Raw genomic sequence first — 19,303 nt, 5'->3', positions numbered from 1 at the left:
GCTTAAGCTTAAGCGCCCAGCGCCGGATCGCTCATGCTGCTCTTGCCGGTTTCCACGTGTCCGGCAAAGCGCCGCGCGAACAGCGGGTCCGTATCGACCGTTATAGCCAGGTCGTACCAGCCATGCGCATTGCGAAGGTCGAGGTAGAGCTGCTCGGTATCGCCGCCACGTACTGAATGCTTGATGACATTTCCCGGATCATACGCGTTGACGATCGTGAACTGGCAACGTGCGCTGCCCACGTTCTCCAGCCGCAGTTGCAGGTTGCCGTTCGAGACGTCGTAGCCTTCCGCCACTTCGGGCCGCGCGATATCGGAACCATGCCACCAGCTGCGCGCAACCGGCCTGCCCGCGAAGCGGCGCAGAAAGCCGTTCGGGCCGTGCACGGTGAAGTCGTAGCTGCCGTCGGCATTGCACGGCAACTGATCCTGCAAGCGCTTGCCGGCTTCCACCGTATAGGTGCGCGGCGCATCGAGACTGTGGGCGGCGTAGACCAGAAACACCGCGCCGGTGCGGCCCGTGTTGACGAAGCGCATGGTGAGTTGATTGGCCGCGCCTTCGCCATGCACGCGCACGAACAGCTCGTAAGGCAGCGCGCGAGCCGGGCGCACGCCGGCTTCCTGCTTCGGCAGTGCCTGCAGGGCAGGCGGCAGCGGTACGTAATCCGGATGGCGGTTCTGGTCCGGCGGTACGTAGCCGCTCGTGCTCGGCAGCGTCGGGAAGGCGTCGTTCGGATTGCTGAAGTTGAATGCGGACATCAGATCGCCGCATACCGCGCGGCGCCACGGCGTGATGTTCGATTCGCCGAGATTGTGATCGTGGCCGAAGCGCTTTTCAATAAAGCGGATCACCGACGTATGGTCGAACAGTTCCGAGCACACGTAGCCGCCTTTCGACCACGGTGAAACCACCAGCATCGGCACGCGCGGTCCGAGGCCGTACGGTGCGGCGGGAGTCTTCGCGTCGCCCGGATAGATTTCGTTGCTCGTGTCCACAGTCGACAAGCCGTTCGCGCTCGACGAAGGTGCGAAGGGCGGCACCATGTGATCGAAGAAACCGTCGTTCTCGTCGTAGTTGATGAGCAGCACCGTCTTGCTCCACACCTCGGGATTGGACGTGAGAATCTGCAGCACCTGGTCGATGTACCACGCGCCATAGTTCGACGGCCAGTTCGGGTGTTCGGAATAGGCTTCGGGCGCCACGATCCACGACACCTGCGGCAACGCATTGTTCTGCACGTCGCGCTTGAGAATATCGAAGTAGCCGTCGCCCTTTGCCGCATTCGTGCCGGTGCGCGCGTTATCGTAGAGCGGGTTGCCGGGCTGCGCGTTGCGGTACTGGTTGAAGTAGAGCAGCGAGTTGTCGCCGTAGTTGCCGATATACGGGTTCTGCGTCCAGCCCCACGAGCCGTTGGCGTCGAGACCGGTGCCGATGTCCTGATAGATCTTCCACGAAATGCCCGCATTCTGCAGGACTTCGGGGTAGGTGGACCAGCCGTAGCCGAGTTCGGAATTGTCGATCACCGGACCGCCACCGCTGCCGTCATTGCCCACCCAGCCGCTCCACATGTAATAGCGGTTCGGGTCCGTCGGTCCCATCAGCGAGCAGTGGTACGCGTCGCAGATCGTGAAGGCGTCGGCGAGCTGATAGTGAAACGGAATGTCCTCGCGCGTGAGGTAGGCCATCGTCGTGGTGCCTTTCGCGGGCACCCATTGATCGTAGCGGCCGCCGTTCCACGCCGCGTGCGTGCTGGTCCAGTCGTGCGCGAGATCCTGGAGGAATTGCAGGCCCAGATTGGGCGCGGTGGGGCGGAACGGCAGCACGTAGCCGAGATCCGCCGCGAGCGGCTGATACCACACGGGCTTGCCGTTCGGCAAATTGGTCGCGCGCGTGTCGCCAAAACCGCGCACGCCTTTGAGCGTGCCGAAGTAGTGATCGAACGAGCGGTTTTCCTGCATCAGCACGACAATGTGCTCGACGTCGCGAATCGTGCCGGTCTTGTTATTGGCAGGAATGGCGAGCGCGTTGCGAATGCCCAGAGGCAGCATGCTCAATGCGGTGGCGGAACCGGCAGCATGCGCGGCGGAGCGCAGAAAATCACGGCGATTTTTTGAGGTCATGGTATTGGCTTTCGATCTTCGGTGGAGGAACGATCCACGAGGCGCGCGAGCCCCACCCGCGCGTCGCGTGAGGCGCGAAACTCAGTCCACGGTGTGGATGACGGGCGTGGCGAGCGGCGCCGGCGCGGCAGCAGACAGTGCCGGGTCGGCGCTTGATGCGGGTAGTGCTGGGGTTTGAATCGTCAGCGCGGCGGGCGCCGGTGAAGCGGAGGACGGATTCGCCGGGAGAAGCGCGGCGGCAGTGCTCTCGCTGGCGGGAATTTCGGTAGGACTAACCGCGCTCGTGCCGGCTGTTTTGTCGTCGTCGTTGCCACAAGCACCGACCAGCGCACAAAGCGACAGGGCAGCCAGCGCGGCCGCCAAACGTTTGCAATGCAAGGCTTTAGACGGCTTCGACACAACGGACATGGCAATGTCTCCGGCACGGGGAAGATGCGCGAGGGCATCGACGTGCCCAGGTCAGCGATACGCAAGAATAGTCGCTGACCTGTGTAACTTTTGTGAAGATGTGGAAATTTGAGTATTTGGTGAGAGTTGGGCGCCGACCAATCGCACACTGCGTTAGCATGCCGAAAGGTTTGGCCTCGCTCGATGATCAGGAAGACGCGCTTCCAGCAACGAATGCCGCAATGGCTTCGTTCAAAGCCTCGGGCGCGTCGCGATGCGGCGAATGCCCGCAAGCCTCGAGCTTGACCAGTTGCGCATGTGGAACGTGTGCGGCGATCGTATCGATCTGGGCCATCGTGCCGTAGTTGTCATCATGGCCTTGCACCGCGAGCAGCGGCTTGCGAATGGACGCCAGTTCCCCGGCAATTGTCCACATCCGGAACGCCGGATTCAGCCATATGTCGTTCCAGCCATAAAACGCCGAATCGACGTCCGCGTGATAGCGGCTGAGTTTGCTGCGCAGGTGGCTGGTTTCGTAGAGCTGTTTGGTTTGCGCGATGCTTTCCACCGAAATATCTTCGACGAACACATGCGGCGCAATCGCCACCGCGCCGGCCAATTCCTTAGCATGGAGCGCCGCGTACAGCAGGGTGATCGAGCCGCCGTCGCTATGACCGATCAGCCACATGCGGCGGCGTTCGCGTGAATCGATACCGAGTGCGTCGAGCAATGCGGGCAGAATGTCGCGCGCCTGCGCCGTCATGAAATCGGTGGGCCACTTCACCTCATGCGCACGCGGTGTGGAAAGCCCGTAGCCGGGCCGCGAATAGACGAGCCCTCGCATGCCGAGCCGTTCGCACAGCGTTTGCGGCCAGTCGCGCCACATCGCGATCGAACCGAGGCCTTCATGCAGGAAGACGGCGATCGGCGCGTCGGCTGCGCGCGCATTCAGCCAGCGATACTCGATGTGCAGCGGTCCATGCGACGCGGTAGCGGGCAGTTCAGCGAACTCGTTAACGGTCGTTGCGGCGGTAACGTTGGCGCTGGCGGGGTTCTGCATAAATCACCTTATGACTGCTCGCGCAGTTTGAAACGTTGAATTTTTCCGGTGGCGGTTTTCGGCAGATCGTCGGCGAACACGATATCGCGCGGATATTTGTGCGGCGCGAGCCGGTCTTTTACGAAAGCTTTCAACTCGTCCGCGAGTATCTCAGATGGCGTGAATTCCCGCTTCAGTACGACGAACGCGCGCGTCTTGACGAGGCCGCCGTGATCGACGCCGACCACCGCGGCTTCGAGCACCGCGTCGTGCTGCACCAGCACCATTTCCACTTCGACAGGCGAGACATACTGGCCGCTGACTTTCAGCATGTCGTCGCTGCGGCCCGCATAGACATAGCAGCCATTCGGCAGCCGGCAGTACTTGTGGCCGCTGCGAATCCATTCGCCGAGAAAGGTGGCGCGCGATTTCTCTCGGTTGTTCCAGTACATCACCGCCGCGCTTGGCCCTTTGATGAACAGATCGCCGACTTCGCCGTCGGGCACGGCGTGGCCCGCATCGTCGCGCAATTCGACTTCGTATCCGGGCACCGGGCGGCCCGTGGTGCCGTATTCGACCGCGCCCGCGCGGTTGGACAGGAAGATGTGCAGCATTTCGGTCGAGCCGATGCCGTCGAGAATTTCGCAGCCGAAGTGCGCGGTAAAGCGCTCGCCGATTTCGCGCGGCAACGCTTCGCCCGCCGACGTGCAAATGCGTATCGCGACATCGGCGCGCGCGGGCAGGTTCGGCGACACCAGCATGTTCGCGTAGAGCGTGGGCACGCCGTAAAACACCGTCGGGCGATGTTTGACGAGGCGCGCGAAGATCGCGTCGGCGGTGGGGCGCTCGGCCATCAGGATCGCGGTCGCGCCGACCGAGAGCGGGAATGTCAGTCCATTGCCGAGACCGTATGCAAAGAACAGTTTGGCCGCGGAAAACACCACGTCGCTTTCGGCAATGCCGAGAATTGGCTTGGCATACAGCTCGGCGGTCCAGTACAGGTTCGCATGCGTGTGGACGGTGCCCTTCGGTTTCCCGGTCGAGCCCGACGAATACAGCCAGAAGGCGATGTCGTCGCAACCGGTCGCGGCGGCTTTGGCGGCAGGCGTGGCGGCGTCGATCAGGTCGTCGAACAGAGGCGCGAGGAGCGGCTCGCCTTCACGCGGTTGCGAGACGATCAACTGACAGCCGTCATGTTCGGCGGACTCCAGCGCCTGCGTCACGTTCTGCACGAGCGCACCCGAGGCGATCACGGCGCGCGCGTGGCTATGCGTCAGCATGTACACGTAGTCGGCGGGCGTGAGCAGCGTGTTCGCCACGACCGGCACGACGCCCGCGTAGAGCGCGCCGAGAAAGGCAACCGGTAGCGCGATGGTGTCGAGCATCACCAGCAGTATTCGCTCTTCAGGATGTACGCCGAGCGTACGCAGCGCGCTGGCGAAGCGCCGCGCGCGGTCTTCGAGTTCACCGTAGGTCGTGCTGCCGGTGTCGTCGATATAGGCGGTCTTGCCGGCGCGCGTTTCGTTCAGTCGAAACAGGTAGGCCGCGAAATTGAACAGCGCGGGCGGCGCTTCGACCGTCGCGGCGGGCTGGTTAGCCGCCTTTTCCAGCAGGGCTTCCATGTGTCTCCTCCATCGGGTGGGCGCGGTCCGGCTGTTCTGTGCTCATGATCCGCTCGATGCTTGCGGGCTGATTCGCGTGCCCGGTCCTGATTGCTACGTTTTTGCTGCGGTCGTGCGCTGTCAGGCCGAGGGCAAATGCGTCGTCTGCGTGAGCGCCTCGATTGCCGCGCTCGCGGCCTGGATGGCCGAGCGCCGGTGATAGAAAGCGAGTGCGCGCAAGCCGCCGAGTTCTTCGCCGCCGCCCGCGCGGCCCGGTCCGCCGTGCAGCGACATCGGCATCACGTTGCCGTGACCGGTTTGACTCTGCTGCACGGAGGGCGAAATGGCATGCACACGACCGTGCGAATCCGCGAGTTCCAGCGCGAGGCGGCCGAGATGCGCTTCGTCGTTCGAATAGATCGATGCGACGAGCGATCCCAGGCCGCGTCGCGCGAGGGCGACTGCGTGCGCTTCCGGCAGCGCATTTCCAGCGGCGGCGACGCGATAAGGCGCCACGCTCGCTACCGGTCCGAATACTTCGAGGTCGTGCAGGAGCGTCGCGTTATCAGGATCGTTGACGACGAACAGATGCGGCGCGACGCAAGCCGCGATGGTTGCGTCCGCATCGATGAGCGGCACTGCGGAGCCGTCGAAAGCGAGCACCGCTTCTTCCCGAAGCGCCGCGATACCGGCCAGTACGTTGTCGTATTGCTCGCGGCTCACGAGCGAACCCATACGCACGGCGTCGTTGCGCGGATTGCCGACGGTGATCTTCGCGAGCTTCGCCTTTAGTGCCTCGAGCACGGCTTCAAGTACAGCCTCCGGCACGAAAGCGCGGCGGATGGCCGTGCATTTTTGCCCGGATTTCACCGTCATTTCCCGCACGACTTCCTTGATGAACAGATCGAAGGCGGGCGTCTCGGGTGTGGCGTCGGCGCACAGAATCGCGCTGTTCAGACTGTCGGCTTCGACGTTCAGGCGTGCGCCGCCCTGTACGAAGGCCGGATGTGCGCGCAACGCGGCGGCCGTGTCCGCGGAGCCTGTGAACGACACCACGTCGAAAGGCTGGATCTGATCGAGCAGGCCCGCCGAGCCGCCGCAGATCACGGAGAGCGCGCCGGGCGGCAGAATGCCCGAGTCGACCACGTCGGCGACCATGCGTTGGGTGAGCCAGGCGGTGGCCGTGGCGGGCTTGACGATGACGGGTACGCCCGAGAGGAGGGCCGGCGCGGCTTTTTCCCACAAGCCCCACGACGGAAAATTGAAGGCGTTGATAAAGAGCGCGACGCCGCGTGTCGGCGTCAGCACATGCTGCACGCTGAACGATCGATCCTTGCTCAGCGAGTCGGCGTTGCCGTCGCGTAGTGCATGCACCTCGCCAAGCGTTGCGCCGAGTTTCGCGTAATACGACAGCGTGAAAATGCCACCGTCGATATCGACCGCGGAGTCGTTGCGTGTGGTGCCCGAATTCGCGGTGGCGATCGCGTAGTAGTCGTCGCGTTTCGCTTGCAGCAGCTTGACGATATCGGCGAGGCGGGCCGCGCGCTGCGCATAGGTCAGCGCTCGCAACGCCGCGCCGCCTTCATCGCGGGCAAAGCGGAAGGCGTGGGCGAGATCGAGGCCCTCGCTCGAGACGCGCACGAGCGCTTCGCCCGTCACGGGATCGGTGAGCGTCACGCCCGTGCCGCTGCCCGCGATCCACTTGCCGCCCACGTGGTTCTTCAATAGTTCGGTCATGGCGGCGCTCAAGCGGGAGTGAATTCGATTGCGCCTTGCGGCAACAGATACAGCACCAGCGCCTCACCGTTCGCCACCGTCGGTCGATGCGCGGAGCCGGGGCCGTACACGCACCAGCCGGCCGGGTGGCCGTCGAACGTGGCGCCTGCGGTCAGCGGCATGATCAGATCGATCTCGCCATTGGGGTGAACATGGTGCGGGCCGGCGATATCCTTCATATCGACCACGTCGACGGAAAAGCCGTGAGTTTCGGGCAGCGCCTTGAAGATGCGGCCGTAGCGAATGCCGCCGCCTTCGCGGTTGCACAGCCAGCCTTCGGCGACGCCGCTGCGGCAGGCTTCGGCAAGCTCGCGGAACGTGCCGCCTTCAGCGGGATAGGTGTCGTTCAGCCACGCCGCCAGACTGCCGTCGAGCGGCCGGCCGGCGAGTTGTTCCGTGACGCCCGCAATCAGGCGCTGGAATTCATGTGGGGACATGCGAGCCTCCAGGTCGGCGCGTTCGACCGCCACACGCACGTTAATGCATGCGAATCGTCGCGCACTCTCCGTGACGCCGCCGGAAATTCTCGGCAGCGTTTGTTATTGAATCAATATTTGGCGAAAATTAACCGTTCACCACCTGCATGTCAAGCACTATAGTACATGTGTCGAAGTTAAGGGGCAGCAAAACATGAATCAAAATTACTCTCCTGCGCCGTTGGACGACTCCCCAGACGAGGATGCGGGCCGCGCGGGCGCGCCGGCGGAGCGCGGCGTCGAGCGCGAAGAGCGCGATCCCTTTCTCACGGCAATGGGCGAGCGCGTGCGCCTCCTGCGCGCGCGCCGCGGCATGACCCGCAAGACGCTGGCGACGGAAACGGGCCTGTCGGAACGGCACCTGGCGAATCTGGAATCAGGTGTGGGCAATGCGTCCGTGCTGGTGCTGCGGCAGATCGCGACCACCTTGAACTGCTCGCTGGCCGAGGTGATCGGCGACGAAACCACCGCCTCCGCCGAGTGGCTGCTGATCCGCGAATTGCTGCACGGGCGCGATCAGGCGGCGTTGCAGCGCGCCCGCATGACGCTTGCCGAGATGTTCGCGCAGGCGCCGCGCGACCCGCATCGCAAGGACCGGATTGCCCTGATCGGCCTGCGTGGCGCGGGCAAATCGACGCTCGGACGGATGCTGGCGCAGGAGCGCAAGGTGCCGTTCATCGAGCTCACTCGGGTGATCGAGCAACTGGCGGGCTGCCCGCCTTCGGAGATTCATTCGCTGTACGGAGCGGCCGCTTACCGGCGCTATGAGCACCGTGCGCTCGAGGCCGTGATTCAGGAGCACGAGCATGCGGTGATTGCGTCGCCGGGCGGGCTGGTGTCGGAATCGGGCACCTTCAATACCTTGCTGTCGCACTGCTACACGGTGTGGCTGCAGGCCGCGCCGGAGGAACATATGCGCCGGGTCGTCGCGCAAGGCGACCTGCGGCCGATGTCGGGTAACAAGGAGGCGATGGACGACCTGAAGCGCATCCTGGCGGGGCGCAGCGAACTGTATGGCCGCGCCGATATGACCTTCGACACCAGCGAAAAAACCCTGGCCGACGCCTATCTGCAACTGCGCGACCGCCTCGCCGCAAGGCTTGCCGCCGAATCGCCGGATGACGTGCGGGTGGGTTGATCTGCGCTCCGGCGTCAGGGTTTACTAGCAAACATGCACTAAAGTGCTTTACATGGGTTTGTCGATGCACTATTGTTCAAAAAACAAATTTGCATCGTCCAGTCAGGAGACGCCCCATGTCCACAGCAGAAACCGCCGTTGCGCCGGTCGACTACCGCACCGATCCCTCGCAGTACAAGCATTGGAAGCTGAGCTTCAATGGTCCGGTGGCGACGCTCGGCATCGATATCGCCGAGGACGGCGGTATCCGTGACGGCTACAAGCTCAAGCTGAATTCATACGACCTCGGCGTCGACATCGAACTGCACGACGCAATACAGCGCATCCGCTTCGAGCATCCGGAAGTGAAAACCGTGGTGCTGACGAGTCTGAAGGATCGCGTGTTCTGCTCGGGCGCCAACATCTTCATGCTGGGTCTTTCCACTCATGCGTGGAAGGTGAACTTCTGCAAGTTCACCAACGAAACGCGCAATGGTCTGGAAGATTCCTCGCGCTATTCCGGTCTCAAGTTTCTCGCGGCGGTGAACGGCGCCTGCGCAGGTGGCGGCTACGAACTCGCGCTTGCCTGCGACGAGATCTATCTGGTGGATGACCGCTCGTCTTCAGTGTCGTTGCCGGAAGTGCCGCTGCTCGGCGTCCTGCCGGGCACCGGCGGCCTCACGCGGGTGACGGACAAGCGTAAGGTGCGCCACGATCGCGCCGACATTTTCTGCACGGTGGTCGAAGGCGTGCGCGGCGAACGCGCGAAAGCGTGGCGACTCGTGGATGAAGTCGTGAAGCCGAACCAGTTCGATCAGGCGATCCAGGCGCGTGCGCTCGAACTTGCCGCGCAGAGCGATCGTCCCGCGGACGCACAAGGCGTGATGCTCACACGTATAGAGCGCACGGATCGCGATGACGGCCTCACGTATAAAACGCTCGACGTGACGATCGATCGCGCGAAACGTATTGCAACGTTCACGGCCAGGGCTCCGCAAACCGAACCGCCGTCGGATATCGACGCCATTGTCGCGGCCGGCGCGAACTGGTGGCCGCTGCAATTCGCCCGTGAACTCGACGACGCGATCCTGTCCATGCGCACCAACGAGCTTGCGGTCGGCACGTGGGTATTCAGGACCGAAGGCGACGCGCGCAATCTGCTCGCCGCGGACGCTTCGCTCATGCAGCACAAGGACCACTGGTTCGTTCGCGAGACGATCGGCCTGTTGCGCCGCACGTTGGCTCGCATCGACGTCTCGTCGCGTTCGCTGTTCACGCTGATCGAGCCGGGTTCGTGCTTTGCCGGCACTTTCGCGGAACTCGCCTTCGCCGCCGACCGCACTTATATGGCGGCGTTGCCGGCCAATGAGGACGAAGAGCCGGCCATCACACTTTCGGAAGTCAACTTTGGCCTCTATCCGATGGTTACGCATCAATCGCGTCTCGCCCGGCGTTTCTATGAAGAAGCCGCGCCGCTCGACGCCGTGCGCTCCTTGATCGGTCAACCGATCAAGCCGGTCGAAGCCGAGCGGCTCGGTCTCGTGACGGCGTCGCCCGACGACATCGATTGGGCCGACGAAATCCGCATCGCGCTCGAAGAACGCGCGGCCATGTCACCGGATGCATTGACCGGGCTCGAAGCGAATCTGCGCTTTAACGGTCCGGAAACGATGGAGACGCGCATCTTCGGCCGTCTCACCGCGTGGCAGAACTGGATTTTCAACCGGCCGAACGCGGTGGGCGAGAAGGGCGCGCTCAAGGTGTACGGCAAGGGCAGCAAAGCGCAATTCGACGTCTCGCGTGTTTGATGCACGCTTGATTCAGCTTGGTGCTCGCTTGGTGCTCGCTTGGTGCTTGTTGGATGCCCGTTGATGGGCACTTGTCAGGTGCTTGATGCGCGATCGAACGCCATCAACGCGGCGAGCGCAATCGAAGCCGGCAACTTTCCCATACGCGCCTCTCATCGTCACTGAAGTTTCCGAACCAGGAACCGACCATGTCAACGATCAACTACAGCGAAAAGATTCCGAACAACGTCAACCTCGCCGACGACCGGGCGCTGCAGCGCGCGCTCGAACAATGGCAGCCGAATTTTCTGGCGTGGTGGGGCGACATGGGTCCGGAAGGCTCGCACGGCTACGACGTCTATCTGCGCACTGCAGTGAGCGTGGATGCGGGTGGCTGGGCGCATTTCGATCATGTGAAGATGCCCGACTACCGCTGGGGCATTTTCCTGACGCCCGGCGAGCAGGACCGCAAGATTCACTTCGGCGAACACAAGGGCGAAGCCGCGTGGCAGGACGTGCCGGGCGAACATCGCGCGAATCTGCGGCGCATTATCGTGACGCAAGGCGATACGGAACCCGCGTCGGTCGAGCAGCAGCGCCACCTCGGCTTGACCGCGCCTTCCATGTACGACTTGCGCAACCTCTTCCAGGTCAACGTGGAAGAAGGGCGCCACCTGTGGGCGATGGTGTACCTGCTGCACCGTTACTTCGGCCGCGATGGACGTGAGGAAGCCGAAGCATTGCTCGGCCGCCGCTCGGGCGACGAGGACAACCCGCGCATTCTCGGCGCGTTCAATGAGAAAACGCCGGACTGGCTCGCGTTTTTCATGTTCACGTACTTCACCGATCGCGACGGCAAATTCCAGTTGTCGGCTCTCGCCGAGTCGGGCTTCGATCCGCTCGCGCGCACCACGAAGTTCATGCTGACCGAAGAAGCGCATCACATGTTTGTGGGCGAATCGGGTGTCTCGCGGGTGATCCAGCGCACCGCCAAGGTCATGAACGAACTGGGCACGGACGACGTCGCGAAGATTCGCGCGGCCGGTGTGATCGATCTGCCGACCATTCAGCGCTATCTGAACTTCCACTACTCGGTCACGATCGATCTGTTCGGCGCCGATCACTCGTCCAACGCGGCCACGTTCTATAGCTCGGGCCTGAAAGGCCGCTACGAAGAAAACAAGCGCGACGACGATCATCAATTGAACGGCCAGAGCTACAAGCTGCTCGACGTGCAGGACGGCAAACTGGTCGAGCGTGAAGTGCCGATGCTCAACGCCATGAACGAAGTGCTGCGCGACGACTACATCAAGGATTCGGTGGCGGGCGTGGCGCGCTGGAACAAGGTGCTCGAAAAGGCCGGCATCGATTTCCGCATGACAGTGCCGCATAAAGCGTTCAATCGTCAGATCGGCACGTTCGCGGGCACGCGTGTGTCGCCCGATGGCCGCGTGGTCAGCGAAGCCGAATGGGCCGCCAACGAGGCGAAATGGCTCGCCACGCCGGAAGATCGCGCCTACGTCGCGTCGTTGATGGGGCGCGTCACGGAGGCCGGCAAGTTCGCCAACTGGATCGCACCGCCTGCAATGGGTGTGAACCGTCAGCCGGTCGATTTCGAATACGTGCGCTTTAACTGAACGCGCGAGCGGCGCGTAGCACGCTTGCGCCGCACATCCTGGTGGAGGAAGTCATGAACGGCCCAGTATCGATCGAAGTTCTCAGGCAGCATCTGATCGATCCGGAAATCTGCATTCGCTGCAATACGTGCGAAGAGACTTGCCCGGTCGATGCGATCACGCACGACGACAACAACTACGTGGTCAAGGCGGAGATTTGCAACGGCTGCATGGCATGTGTGCCGCCGTGTCCGACCGGCGCGATCGACAACTGGCGCACGGTGCTCAAGGCCGATGCCTATCCGATCGACGAGCAGTTCACGTGGGACGTGCTGCCGGAACAGAACACAATGGCCGTGCCCGCCGCCGACGAATCGTCGGGCGCGGGCGCTTCCGGCGATACACCCGCGGACGCGAGCGGTATCGAAGTGGACACCGTGCGCGGTTCGGTCGTGCCGCCGTGGTCGGCCGCGAAGCCGTATGTGAATCTCTACACGCACAAAGCGCCGACTACCGCGACGGTGGTCGGCAATTACCGGCTCACCGATGGTTCGACCGACAGCGACATTCATCACATCGTGCTCGATTTCGGCTCGATGCCGTTTCCGGTGCTGGAAGGCCAGTCGATCGGCATTCTGCCGCCCGGCGCGAGCGCCGATGGCCGCACGCATCACGCGCGCCAGTATTCGATTGCGAGCCCGCGTGATGGCGAGCGGCCCGGTTATAACAACATTTCGCTGACGGTCAAACGCGTTTCGCAGCAGCACGGCGATTCGACCGACGGCGTGTGTTCGAACTACCTGTGCGATCTGAAGAAGGGTGACGTGGTCAGCGTGATCGGCCCGTTCGGCGGCACCTTCCTGATGCCGAACCATCCGAACTCGCATCTGCTGATGATCTGCACGGGTACGGGTTCAGCGCCGATGCGCGCGATGACCGAGTATCGCCGCCGGCGCCGCTTGAAGGGCGCGACCGGCAAGCTGATGCTGTTCTTCGGCGCGCGGACTAAAGAAGAGTTGCCGTACTTCGGCCCGCTCACGAATCTGCCGAAGGATTTCATCGATACCAATCTGGCGTTTTCGCGCACGCCGGGCCAGCCGAAGCGGTACGTTCAGGACGCCATGCGCGAGCGCGCGGTGGACGTGGCGCAGATGCTCAAGGACGACAACACGCATATCTACGTGTGCGGATTGAAGGGCATGGAAGATGGTGTGTTGCAGGCGCTCAAGGAGATCGGCGAGCAGCATCAGCTGGATTGGGAGGCGCTGTGGGGGAAGCTCAAGCGTGAGGGGCGGTTGCATCTGGAGACTTACTGACCGGACTTTGTCCGGTCGCTAAGCGGCACTGACTTTCTGGTCTTGCGATGGGTCACCAGATAGTCTTGACATGAGGGTAGGCGCGGATTTTCTCGTCTTTCGTGATAAGGGGGACCGCAAACTTGCGCGCCGTGGCGACAATCATCCGGTCGGCGGGATCCTTGTGAAACTCGCCGGGGAGATCGACCGACTTCGTTGCAATTTCAACATCGACCGGCACAAAGCGTACCGCTTCGATCGCGGAAACCGTGGCGAGCCAACTGCTTACATCCATGGAGAGCACGAGCCTCTCCGTCTCTACCAGCATGGCAATCTCCCATGCAGAAATCGCCGAGACTGCAATTTCTCCGTCAGCCAGTTCGTGCGTGATAGCCGTTCTTGCCTTCTTGCTTAAAGTCGAATCGCCGGTGGCCCACCAGATCAGAGTATGGGTGTCCAGAACGATCACCGCGCGGCCTCCCAATCGTCCTCTCCAATAGGTGCCGTGGGGTTGTCGTAATGCAAAACCGTGCCGCGCAGTACCTCGAGGGGGCTGCGTTCGACCCCTCGGTAGGGACGAACTTCGACTGCGGGTTTGCCATGGTCCGTCACTATCATGCTTTCTCCCGTTGTTTCCACCTGCCTGAAAAATTCGAGTGCTTTAGCCTTGAACTCGGATTTCGACACCAGATTGCCCGCCATAATCGTACCTATAGTCATATGTCTATAGTCATAATTATAAAATGGAAAGGGGAATAGCTATAGCGACGGAAACAGAAGTTTCTTTATGCGCGCCCCTCGGACTAGTCCGACGTCTCCGGCGACACCGCGCCACATGCCCGAATCACCAACTGCACGACTTCCTCCGTCGTCGCCTCGAACGCTTTCTGCGTCAACGCACGTTTGCCTTTGAGCGCCCGAATCTGGGCATCGAAGTCGGCGTAGTGCTGGGTCGTCGCCCAGATCATGTACATCAACGTCTGCGCATTGACCGGCGCCAGCAACCCGCGCGCGATCCAGTTGTCGATCACCTTCACACGGCTGTCGAGCCACGGCTTCACACGCTCCGTGAGAATGTCCTCCATGTGTTCCGCGCCGTGAATGATCTCGCTCGCCCACACCTTGGAACCGAGCGGGCGGCGGCGCGACAATTCCATTTTCGCGCGAACATAGCCGCCAATCGCCTCGACCGGGTCGTCGCTGCATTCGAACGTGTCGGCCGCGCGATACCAGTCTTCGAACAGATCTTCCAGCACGCGCCGGTAAAGCGCGAGCTTGGTTGGGAAGTAGTAGTGCAAGTTGGCTTTCGGTAAGCCTGCACGCTCAGCGATCATCGCAGTGCTCGTGCCGTCGAGTCCGCGCTCCGCAAAAACCGCCTCCGCGCATGCGAGAAGATGCGCTTCATTCGATTCGCGAATGTGTGCCTTGCGCCGCCGCAAAGGCGCGCGTGTTTCTTCATTTTCCGTGATGTCGGCCGCCACGTCGTCGTCTCTCATGTTCGCCTTCGGCGGCATCTGTGCCGCGTCGCGCTTCATTCTAGTCGTTTGGCGCGGCGCTCACACGTGCATTCGCTACCCGCCCCAAACCCATGCTGCAATGCAATGGCACGCTTCTCGCTATGTTTCTCACCGCACGAAAGGTGTTGATTTGGCGAGTTTAATCGTCTACAACCTGTCCAACTGGACAGGATTGGAAGAGCGGGCGATACCCCAGGGTTTGCCCTCTCTATAAGAGGCGATCGAACCCATCGCGTATGCACCGCCCGCGTGCGGCAGCGCCCCAAAATCCGCCGCCGATGCACCAGTTTTACGTCGGTTCACCGAAAGGAGCGAGACGAATGAACGCGGTATCCGAAGCGCTGAAGGGCGCAGAGCCCACCACCTCGATCAAGGTCGATGGCAAGCGGTTGTGGGACAGTCTGATGACGATGGCGAAGATCGGCGCGACACCCAAAGGCGGCGTCTGTCGCCTCGCGCTCACCGACCTCGACAAGGAAGGGCGTGACCTGATAGTGAGTTGGGCGAAGCAAGCCGGCTGCACAGTCAGTGTCGATCAGATGGGCAATGTGTTCATGCGTCGAGCCGGGCGCAATCCCGCCGCGCTGCCGGTCATGACCGGCTCGCACGCCGACTCGCAGCCGACCGGCGGGCGCTTCGACGGCATCTACGGCGTGCTGGGCGGTCTCGAAGTGATTCGGAGTCTGAACGATCACGGTATCGAGACGGAGCATCCGGTCGAAGTGGTGATCTGGACCAACGAGGAAGGCTCGCGCTTCGCGCCGGCCATGGTGGCATCGGGCGTGTTCGCCGGCGTGTTCACGCTCGACTACGGTCTGTCGCGCAAGGACGTGGATGGCAAAACCATTGGCGAGGAACTCGAACGCATCGGCTATGCGGGCGATGTACCGTGCGGTGGGCGGCCACTGCACGCCGCCTTTGAGCTGCATATCGAACAAGGGCCGATTCTCGAAGCGGAACAGAAAACCATCGGCGTGGTGACCGATGCGCAAGGTCAGCGCTGGTACGAAATCACGCTGACGGGGCAGGAGGCGCACGCGGGTCCGACGCCCATGCCGCGCCGTCGCGACGCCTTGCTCGGCGCCGCTCGCGTGGTCGATCTGGTCAATCGCATCGGTCTGGACAACGCGCCGTTCGGTTGCGCGACGGTCGGCATGATGCAGGTCTATCCGAACTCGCGCAATGTGATTCCGGGCCGCGTGTTCTTCACCGTCGATTTCCGTCATCCGGACGATGCAGTGCTCGCGAAAATGGACGCCGCGTTGCGCAAGGGTGTAGCGGACATCGCGAACGTCATCGGTCTCGAAACCGAACTCGAGCAGATCTTTTACTACGCGCCCGTCGCTTTCGACGAAGCCTGCGTGAAGTCCGTGCGCGCCGCGGCGGAACGCTTCGGTTATCCGCATCGCAATATGGTGTCCGGTGCGGGACACGATGCCTGTTATCTGTCGCAAGTCGCGCCGACCTCGATGGTGTTCGTGCCGTGCGTGGACGGGATCAGTCACAACGAGATCGAGGACGCCACCTTCGAATGGATCGAAGCCGGCGCCAACGTGTTGCTGCACGCCATGCTGGAGCGCGCATGCGAGCCGGTTTCATGACGATGTCATAACGCTTTGGCGGTTGCGGTCCTTACCACCCGTTCGACCCGCTTCACCGTAGTGCCCATTAAAACATGCCGTCCCGGTTGCGCCTGACGCGCGGCCGGCGGGACCGGCTACGTCCTCACATCGAAGAAGGAACGCGTATGGCCATCAAGCAAACCGGCGACATTGCCGCTCAGCGCCTGTCGCCCGAGCAGCTCTCGTGCGAGTTCTCCGACATCGCGCCGTTGCTCGACGCCAGCGCCGCGGCCGCGGCGGCGAGCCGCTGCCACTACTGTTACGACGCGCCGTGCGTGAACGCCTGCCCGACGCAGATCGACATTCCCAGTTTCATCCGCAAGATCAGCAACGGCAATCTGAAGGGCGCGGCCGTGGACATTCTGTCCGCCAACCCGCTGGGCGGCATGTGCTCACGTGTCTGCCCGACAGAGATTCTTTGCGAAGGCGCCTGCGTGCGTAACCATCAGGATGCGAAGCCGGTGGCGATCGGCGCACTGCAACGTCATGCCACCGATTGGGCAATGGCGCGCGGTGAAGCGCTCTTCAAGCGCGCAGCCGAAACCGGCCGACACGTTGCGGTGGTCGGTGCGGGTCCGGCGGGCCTCGCCTGTGCGCACCGTCTTGCACTGGCCGGCCATAACGTGACGATCTTCGACGCTCACGAAAAGGCCGGTGGTCTGAACGAGTACGGCATTGCCGCCTACAAGACCGTCGACGATTTTGCGCAGCGTGAGGTGGAGTGGCTGTGCTCGGTTGGCGGCATCGAGATCAGACACGGCGTCGCGCTTGGGCGCGATGTCGACCTCGACACACTGCGCAAGCAGCATGATGCTGTGTTCCTCGCGATCGGTCTCACCGGCGTGCGGGCACTTGCGATGGAAGGCGAGGACCTTGGTGGCGTGATGAATGCGGTGGACTTCATCGAACAGGTGCGCAGCGCGAGCGACCTTGGCACGGTGCCGGTGGGCCGGCGGGTCGTCGTGATCGGCGGCGGCAATACGGCGGTGGATGCGGCCGTGCAAAGCCGCAAGCTCGGCGCGACCTCGGTGACGATGGTGTACCGGCGCGGCGTCGAATCGATGAGCGCGACGTGGGCCGAGCGCGATTTCGCGCGGACCAGCGGCGTCACGCTCGTCACGCACGCCACGCCGATGCGGTTGATCGGCGAAGGCGGCGTGGTTACGGGTGTCGAATTCGCACGCACGTTGAATGACGGTGGCGAGGAGCGCTTTGTCGTCGAAGCGGACATGGTGCTCAAGGCGATCGGTCAAACGCTCGTGCCGGTCGGCATCGAACGGGAATTGCTGACGTTGGACGGCAGCCGCATCGCGGTCGACGCGAATGGCCAGACCTCGCTCGTGGGCGTGTGGGCCGGCGGCGACTGCGCGGCTACCGGCGGCATCGACCTCACGGTGCAGGCGGTGCAGGACGGCAAAATGGCCGCTGCCGCGATCGACGCACAGTTCGCTCGTACAGCGGTTAAGGCCGCCTGAACGAACCATGCCAAATTGAACGAAGCGTCATACCAGACAAAAAACAGCAGTCCCCAAGGAGCCGAACATGGCCGATCTGCGCTGTACGATTGCCGGCATCACCTCGCCGAATCCCTTCTGGCTCGCCTCCGCGCCGCCGACCGACAAAGCCTACAACGTGAACCGCGCCTTCGAGGCGGGCTGGGGCGGCGTGGTGTGGAAAACGCTCGGCCTCGACCCGCACGTGGTGAACGTGAGCTCGCGTTACGGCGCGGTGCAATGGAACGGCCAGCGTATTGCGGGTTTGAACAATATCGAACTGATTACCGACCGTCCGCTCGAGGTCAATCTGAAGGAAATCGCGCAAGTCAAACGCGACTGGCCCGATCGCGCGATGATCGTCTCGCTGATGGTGCCGTGCAACGAGCGCGACTGGAAGTGGATCCTGCCGCTCGTCGAGGACACCGGCGCCGATGCGGTCGAATTGAATTTCGGCTGCCCGCATGGCATGAGCGAGCGCGGTATGGGCGCGGCGGTCGGCCAGGTGCCCGAGTATGTCGAGATGGTCACGCGCTGGGTCAAGGAGGGCACGAAGCTGCCGTGCCTCGTCAAGCTGACGCCGAATATCAGCGACATTCGGCTGGGTTCGCGCGCGGCTTATAAAGGCGGCGCGGACGGCGTGTCGCTGATCAACACGATCAACTCGATTGTCGCCGTCGATCTCGACGCGATGTCGCCGCTGCCGATGGTCGACGGCAAGGGCACCCACGGCGGCTACTGCGGCCCGGCAGTGAAACCGATCGCGCTGAACATGGTCGCGGAAATCGCACGCGACGTGGAAACGCCGAACCTGCCGATTTCCGGCATTGGCGGAATCTCCTCATGGCGCGACGCCGCCGAATTCATGGTGCTCGGCGCGGGCAGCGTGCAGGTCTGCACGGCGGCGATGCACTACGGATTCCGTATCGTTTCCGATCTCGCCGACGGCCTCTCCAACTGGATGGACGAAAAAGGCTACGCGACGCTCGACGACATTCGCGGCCGCGCCGTGCCGAACGTGACCGACTGGAAATACCTGAACCTCAAATACGACATCAAGGCGCGCATCGATCAGGACAAGTGCATTCAGTGCGGCCTGTGCCATATCGCCTGCGAAGACACGGCTCACCAGGCGATCATGAAAGAAAAAGATGGCGTCCGGCATTTTGAAGTGATGGACTCCGAATGTGTCGGCTGCAATCTGTGCATGCATGTGTGTCCGGTCGAACAGTGCATCACGATGGAGCGCGTGGACAACGGCGAGTACGCGAACTGGACCACGCATCCGAATAACCCGGCGCGCGTGGGCGCACAAGAGGGGGCAACAGCGGACGCGGCCGAAACCGCCGGGCACGCCCATGCCCACGCAGCGGCAAAAGCCGCCTGAAACAGCATGGGGTTGAAAAAAACGCAGCGCTAGTACTGAACCTGTCATTCCCATGGCCCGACGCGCCGCA

At 62.7% G+C, this 19,303-nt stretch carries 16 protein-coding genes; 7 read left to right on the top strand and 9 right to left on the bottom strand.

Features of this window, described 5'->3' with window-relative positions:
* Positions 1 to 8: 8 nt before the first annotated feature.
* From P0D68_RS30165 to P0D68_RS30140, 6 genes are all read right to left on the bottom strand, one after another.
* Positions 9 to 2,120: a phosphocholine-specific phospholipase C gene (locus tag P0D68_RS30165; protein WP_408300551.1), complete on the bottom strand. Its 2,112-nt coding sequence runs from the start codon at positions 2,118 to 2,120 to the stop codon at positions 9 to 11.
* An 81-nt stretch (positions 2,121 to 2,201) separates the two neighbouring features.
* The gene (locus P0D68_RS30160; protein ID WP_408184624.1) at positions 2,202 to 2,528 is read right to left on the bottom strand and encodes a hypothetical protein; all 327 of its coding nucleotides are present in this window, start codon (positions 2,526 to 2,528) and stop codon (positions 2,202 to 2,204) included.
* 187 nt (positions 2,529 to 2,715) lie between these two features.
* Positions 2,716 to 3,567: an alpha/beta fold hydrolase gene (locus tag P0D68_RS30155; RefSeq protein ID WP_408300553.1), complete on the bottom strand. Its 852-nt coding sequence runs from the start codon at positions 3,565 to 3,567 to the stop codon at positions 2,716 to 2,718.
* A gap of 8 nt (positions 3,568 to 3,575) precedes the next feature.
* Positions 3,576 to 5,168, bottom strand: a complete 1,593-nt coding sequence (locus tag P0D68_RS30150) for a benzoate-CoA ligase family protein (RefSeq protein WP_408468788.1) — start codon at positions 5,166 to 5,168, stop codon at positions 3,576 to 3,578.
* A gap of 120 nt (positions 5,169 to 5,288) precedes the next feature.
* Positions 5,289 to 6,884, bottom strand: coding sequence for a 3,4-dehydroadipyl-CoA semialdehyde dehydrogenase (locus P0D68_RS30145; protein ID WP_408300557.1), 1,596 nt, complete (start codon positions 6,882 to 6,884; stop codon positions 5,289 to 5,291).
* Positions 6,885 to 6,892: 8 nt separating this feature from the next.
* A complete protein-coding gene (locus P0D68_RS30140) occupies positions 6,893 to 7,360 on the bottom strand; it encodes a DUF4863 family protein (RefSeq protein WP_091800245.1) in 468 nt (155 codons plus the stop codon).
* A 193-nt stretch (positions 7,361 to 7,553) separates the two neighbouring features.
* On the opposite strand from P0D68_RS30140, the gene P0D68_RS30135 reads away from it, so the two are divergent.
* From P0D68_RS30135 to boxA, 4 genes are all read left to right on the top strand, one after another.
* Entirely contained in the window at positions 7,554 to 8,537 is a 984-nt protein-coding gene (locus P0D68_RS30135) for a helix-turn-helix transcriptional regulator (RefSeq protein WP_408300559.1), read from the top strand.
* A gap of 116 nt (positions 8,538 to 8,653) precedes the next feature.
* A complete protein-coding gene (gene boxC / locus P0D68_RS30130) occupies positions 8,654 to 10,324 on the top strand; it encodes a 2,3-epoxybenzoyl-CoA dihydrolase (protein WP_408300561.1) in 1,671 nt (556 codons plus the stop codon).
* A 188-nt stretch (positions 10,325 to 10,512) separates the two neighbouring features.
* On the top strand, positions 10,513 to 11,940 hold the full coding sequence (boxB, locus tag P0D68_RS30125) for a benzoyl-CoA 2,3-epoxidase subunit BoxB (protein ID WP_091792759.1): 1,428 nt from the start codon (positions 10,513 to 10,515) through the stop codon (positions 11,938 to 11,940).
* A gap of 53 nt (positions 11,941 to 11,993) precedes the next feature.
* On the top strand, positions 11,994 to 13,235 hold the full coding sequence (gene boxA, locus P0D68_RS30120) for a benzoyl-CoA 2,3-epoxidase subunit BoxA (RefSeq protein ID WP_408300564.1): 1,242 nt from the start codon (positions 11,994 to 11,996) through the stop codon (positions 13,233 to 13,235).
* A gap of 52 nt (positions 13,236 to 13,287) precedes the next feature.
* Here boxA and P0D68_RS30115 read toward each other — a convergent pair whose 3' ends face one another.
* The 3 genes from P0D68_RS30115 to P0D68_RS30105 form a co-directional block, all read right to left on the bottom strand.
* Complete coding sequence (locus P0D68_RS30115) at positions 13,288 to 13,683, bottom strand: type II toxin-antitoxin system VapC family toxin (RefSeq protein ID WP_408300566.1); 396 nt, start codon at positions 13,681 to 13,683, stop codon at positions 13,288 to 13,290.
* A complete protein-coding gene (locus tag P0D68_RS30110) occupies positions 13,680 to 13,916 on the bottom strand; it encodes a type II toxin-antitoxin system Phd/YefM family antitoxin (protein ID WP_408184616.1) in 237 nt (78 codons plus the stop codon). Before P0D68_RS30110 ends, P0D68_RS30115 begins: the two co-directional genes overlap by 4 nt.
* A gap of 101 nt (positions 13,917 to 14,017) precedes the next feature.
* Entirely contained in the window at positions 14,018 to 14,749 is a 732-nt protein-coding gene (locus P0D68_RS30105; RefSeq protein WP_408184615.1) for a TetR/AcrR family transcriptional regulator, read from the bottom strand.
* Positions 14,750 to 15,051: 302 nt separating this feature from the next.
* Between P0D68_RS30105 and P0D68_RS30100 the strand changes: the two genes are divergently transcribed.
* The 3 genes from P0D68_RS30100 to preA all read left to right on the top strand — a co-directional run bounded on the left by P0D68_RS30100 (position 15,052) and on the right by preA (position 19,233).
* Complete coding sequence (locus P0D68_RS30100) at positions 15,052 to 16,332, top strand: Zn-dependent hydrolase (RefSeq protein WP_408300568.1); 1,281 nt, start codon at positions 15,052 to 15,054, stop codon at positions 16,330 to 16,332.
* 146 nt (positions 16,333 to 16,478) lie between these two features.
* On the top strand, positions 16,479 to 17,828 hold the full coding sequence (locus tag P0D68_RS30095; protein ID WP_408300570.1) for an NAD(P)-dependent oxidoreductase: 1,350 nt from the start codon (positions 16,479 to 16,481) through the stop codon (positions 17,826 to 17,828).
* A gap of 67 nt (positions 17,829 to 17,895) precedes the next feature.
* On the top strand, positions 17,896 to 19,233 hold the full coding sequence (gene preA, locus P0D68_RS30090; RefSeq protein ID WP_408300572.1) for an NAD-dependent dihydropyrimidine dehydrogenase subunit PreA: 1,338 nt from the start codon (positions 17,896 to 17,898) through the stop codon (positions 19,231 to 19,233).
* Positions 19,234 to 19,303 lie beyond the last annotated feature (70 nt).

Origin of the sequence: Paraburkholderia sp. RL17-380-BIE-A, from assembly GCF_046028085.1 — a bacterium.
Lineage (GTDB): Bacteria > Pseudomonadota > Gammaproteobacteria > Burkholderiales > Burkholderiaceae > Paraburkholderia.
This window is presented reverse-complemented; position numbering and strand designations above follow the sequence as displayed.

What these genes read in the sequence shown, in the direction of transcription:
- P0D68_RS30165 (WP_408300551.1), bottom strand. Translation starts at nt 2,120, where the DNA reads ATGACCTCAAAAAATCGCCGTGATTTTCTGCGCTCCGCCGCGCATGCT.
- boxA (WP_408300564.1), top strand. Translation starts at nt 11,994, where the DNA reads ATGAACGGCCCAGTATCGATCGAAGTTCTCAGGCAGCATCTGATCGAT.
- boxB (WP_091792759.1), top strand. Translation starts at nt 10,513, where the DNA reads ATGTCAACGATCAACTACAGCGAAAAGATTCCGAACAACGTCAACCTC.
- P0D68_RS30150 (WP_408468788.1), bottom strand. Translation starts at nt 5,168, where the DNA reads ATGGAAGCCCTGCTGGAAAAGGCGGCTAACCAGCCCGCCGCGACGGTC.
- boxC (WP_408300561.1), top strand. Translation starts at nt 8,654, where the DNA reads ATGTCCACAGCAGAAACCGCCGTTGCGCCGGTCGACTACCGCACCGAT.
- preA (WP_408300572.1), top strand. Translation starts at nt 17,896, where the DNA reads ATGGCCGATCTGCGCTGTACGATTGCCGGCATCACCTCGCCGAATCCC.
- P0D68_RS30105 (WP_408184615.1), bottom strand. Translation starts at nt 14,749, where the DNA reads ATGAAGCGCGACGCGGCACAGATGCCGCCGAAGGCGAACATGAGAGAC.
- P0D68_RS30100 (WP_408300568.1), top strand. Translation starts at nt 15,052, where the DNA reads ATGAACGCGGTATCCGAAGCGCTGAAGGGCGCAGAGCCCACCACCTCG.
- P0D68_RS30155 (WP_408300553.1), bottom strand. Translation starts at nt 3,567, where the DNA reads ATGCAGAACCCCGCCAGCGCCAACGTTACCGCCGCAACGACCGTTAAC.
- P0D68_RS30110 (WP_408184616.1), bottom strand. Translation starts at nt 13,916, where the DNA reads ATGGCGGGCAATCTGGTGTCGAAATCCGAGTTCAAGGCTAAAGCACTC.
- P0D68_RS30095 (WP_408300570.1), top strand. Translation starts at nt 16,479, where the DNA reads ATGGCCATCAAGCAAACCGGCGACATTGCCGCTCAGCGCCTGTCGCCC.
- P0D68_RS30145 (WP_408300557.1), bottom strand. Translation starts at nt 6,884, where the DNA reads ATGACCGAACTATTGAAGAACCACGTGGGCGGCAAGTGGATCGCGGGC.
- P0D68_RS30135 (WP_408300559.1), top strand. Translation starts at nt 7,554, where the DNA reads ATGAATCAAAATTACTCTCCTGCGCCGTTGGACGACTCCCCAGACGAG.
- P0D68_RS30160 (WP_408184624.1), bottom strand. Translation starts at nt 2,528, where the DNA reads ATGTCCGTTGTGTCGAAGCCGTCTAAAGCCTTGCATTGCAAACGTTTG.
- P0D68_RS30140 (WP_091800245.1), bottom strand. Translation starts at nt 7,360, where the DNA reads ATGTCCCCACATGAATTCCAGCGCCTGATTGCGGGCGTCACGGAACAA.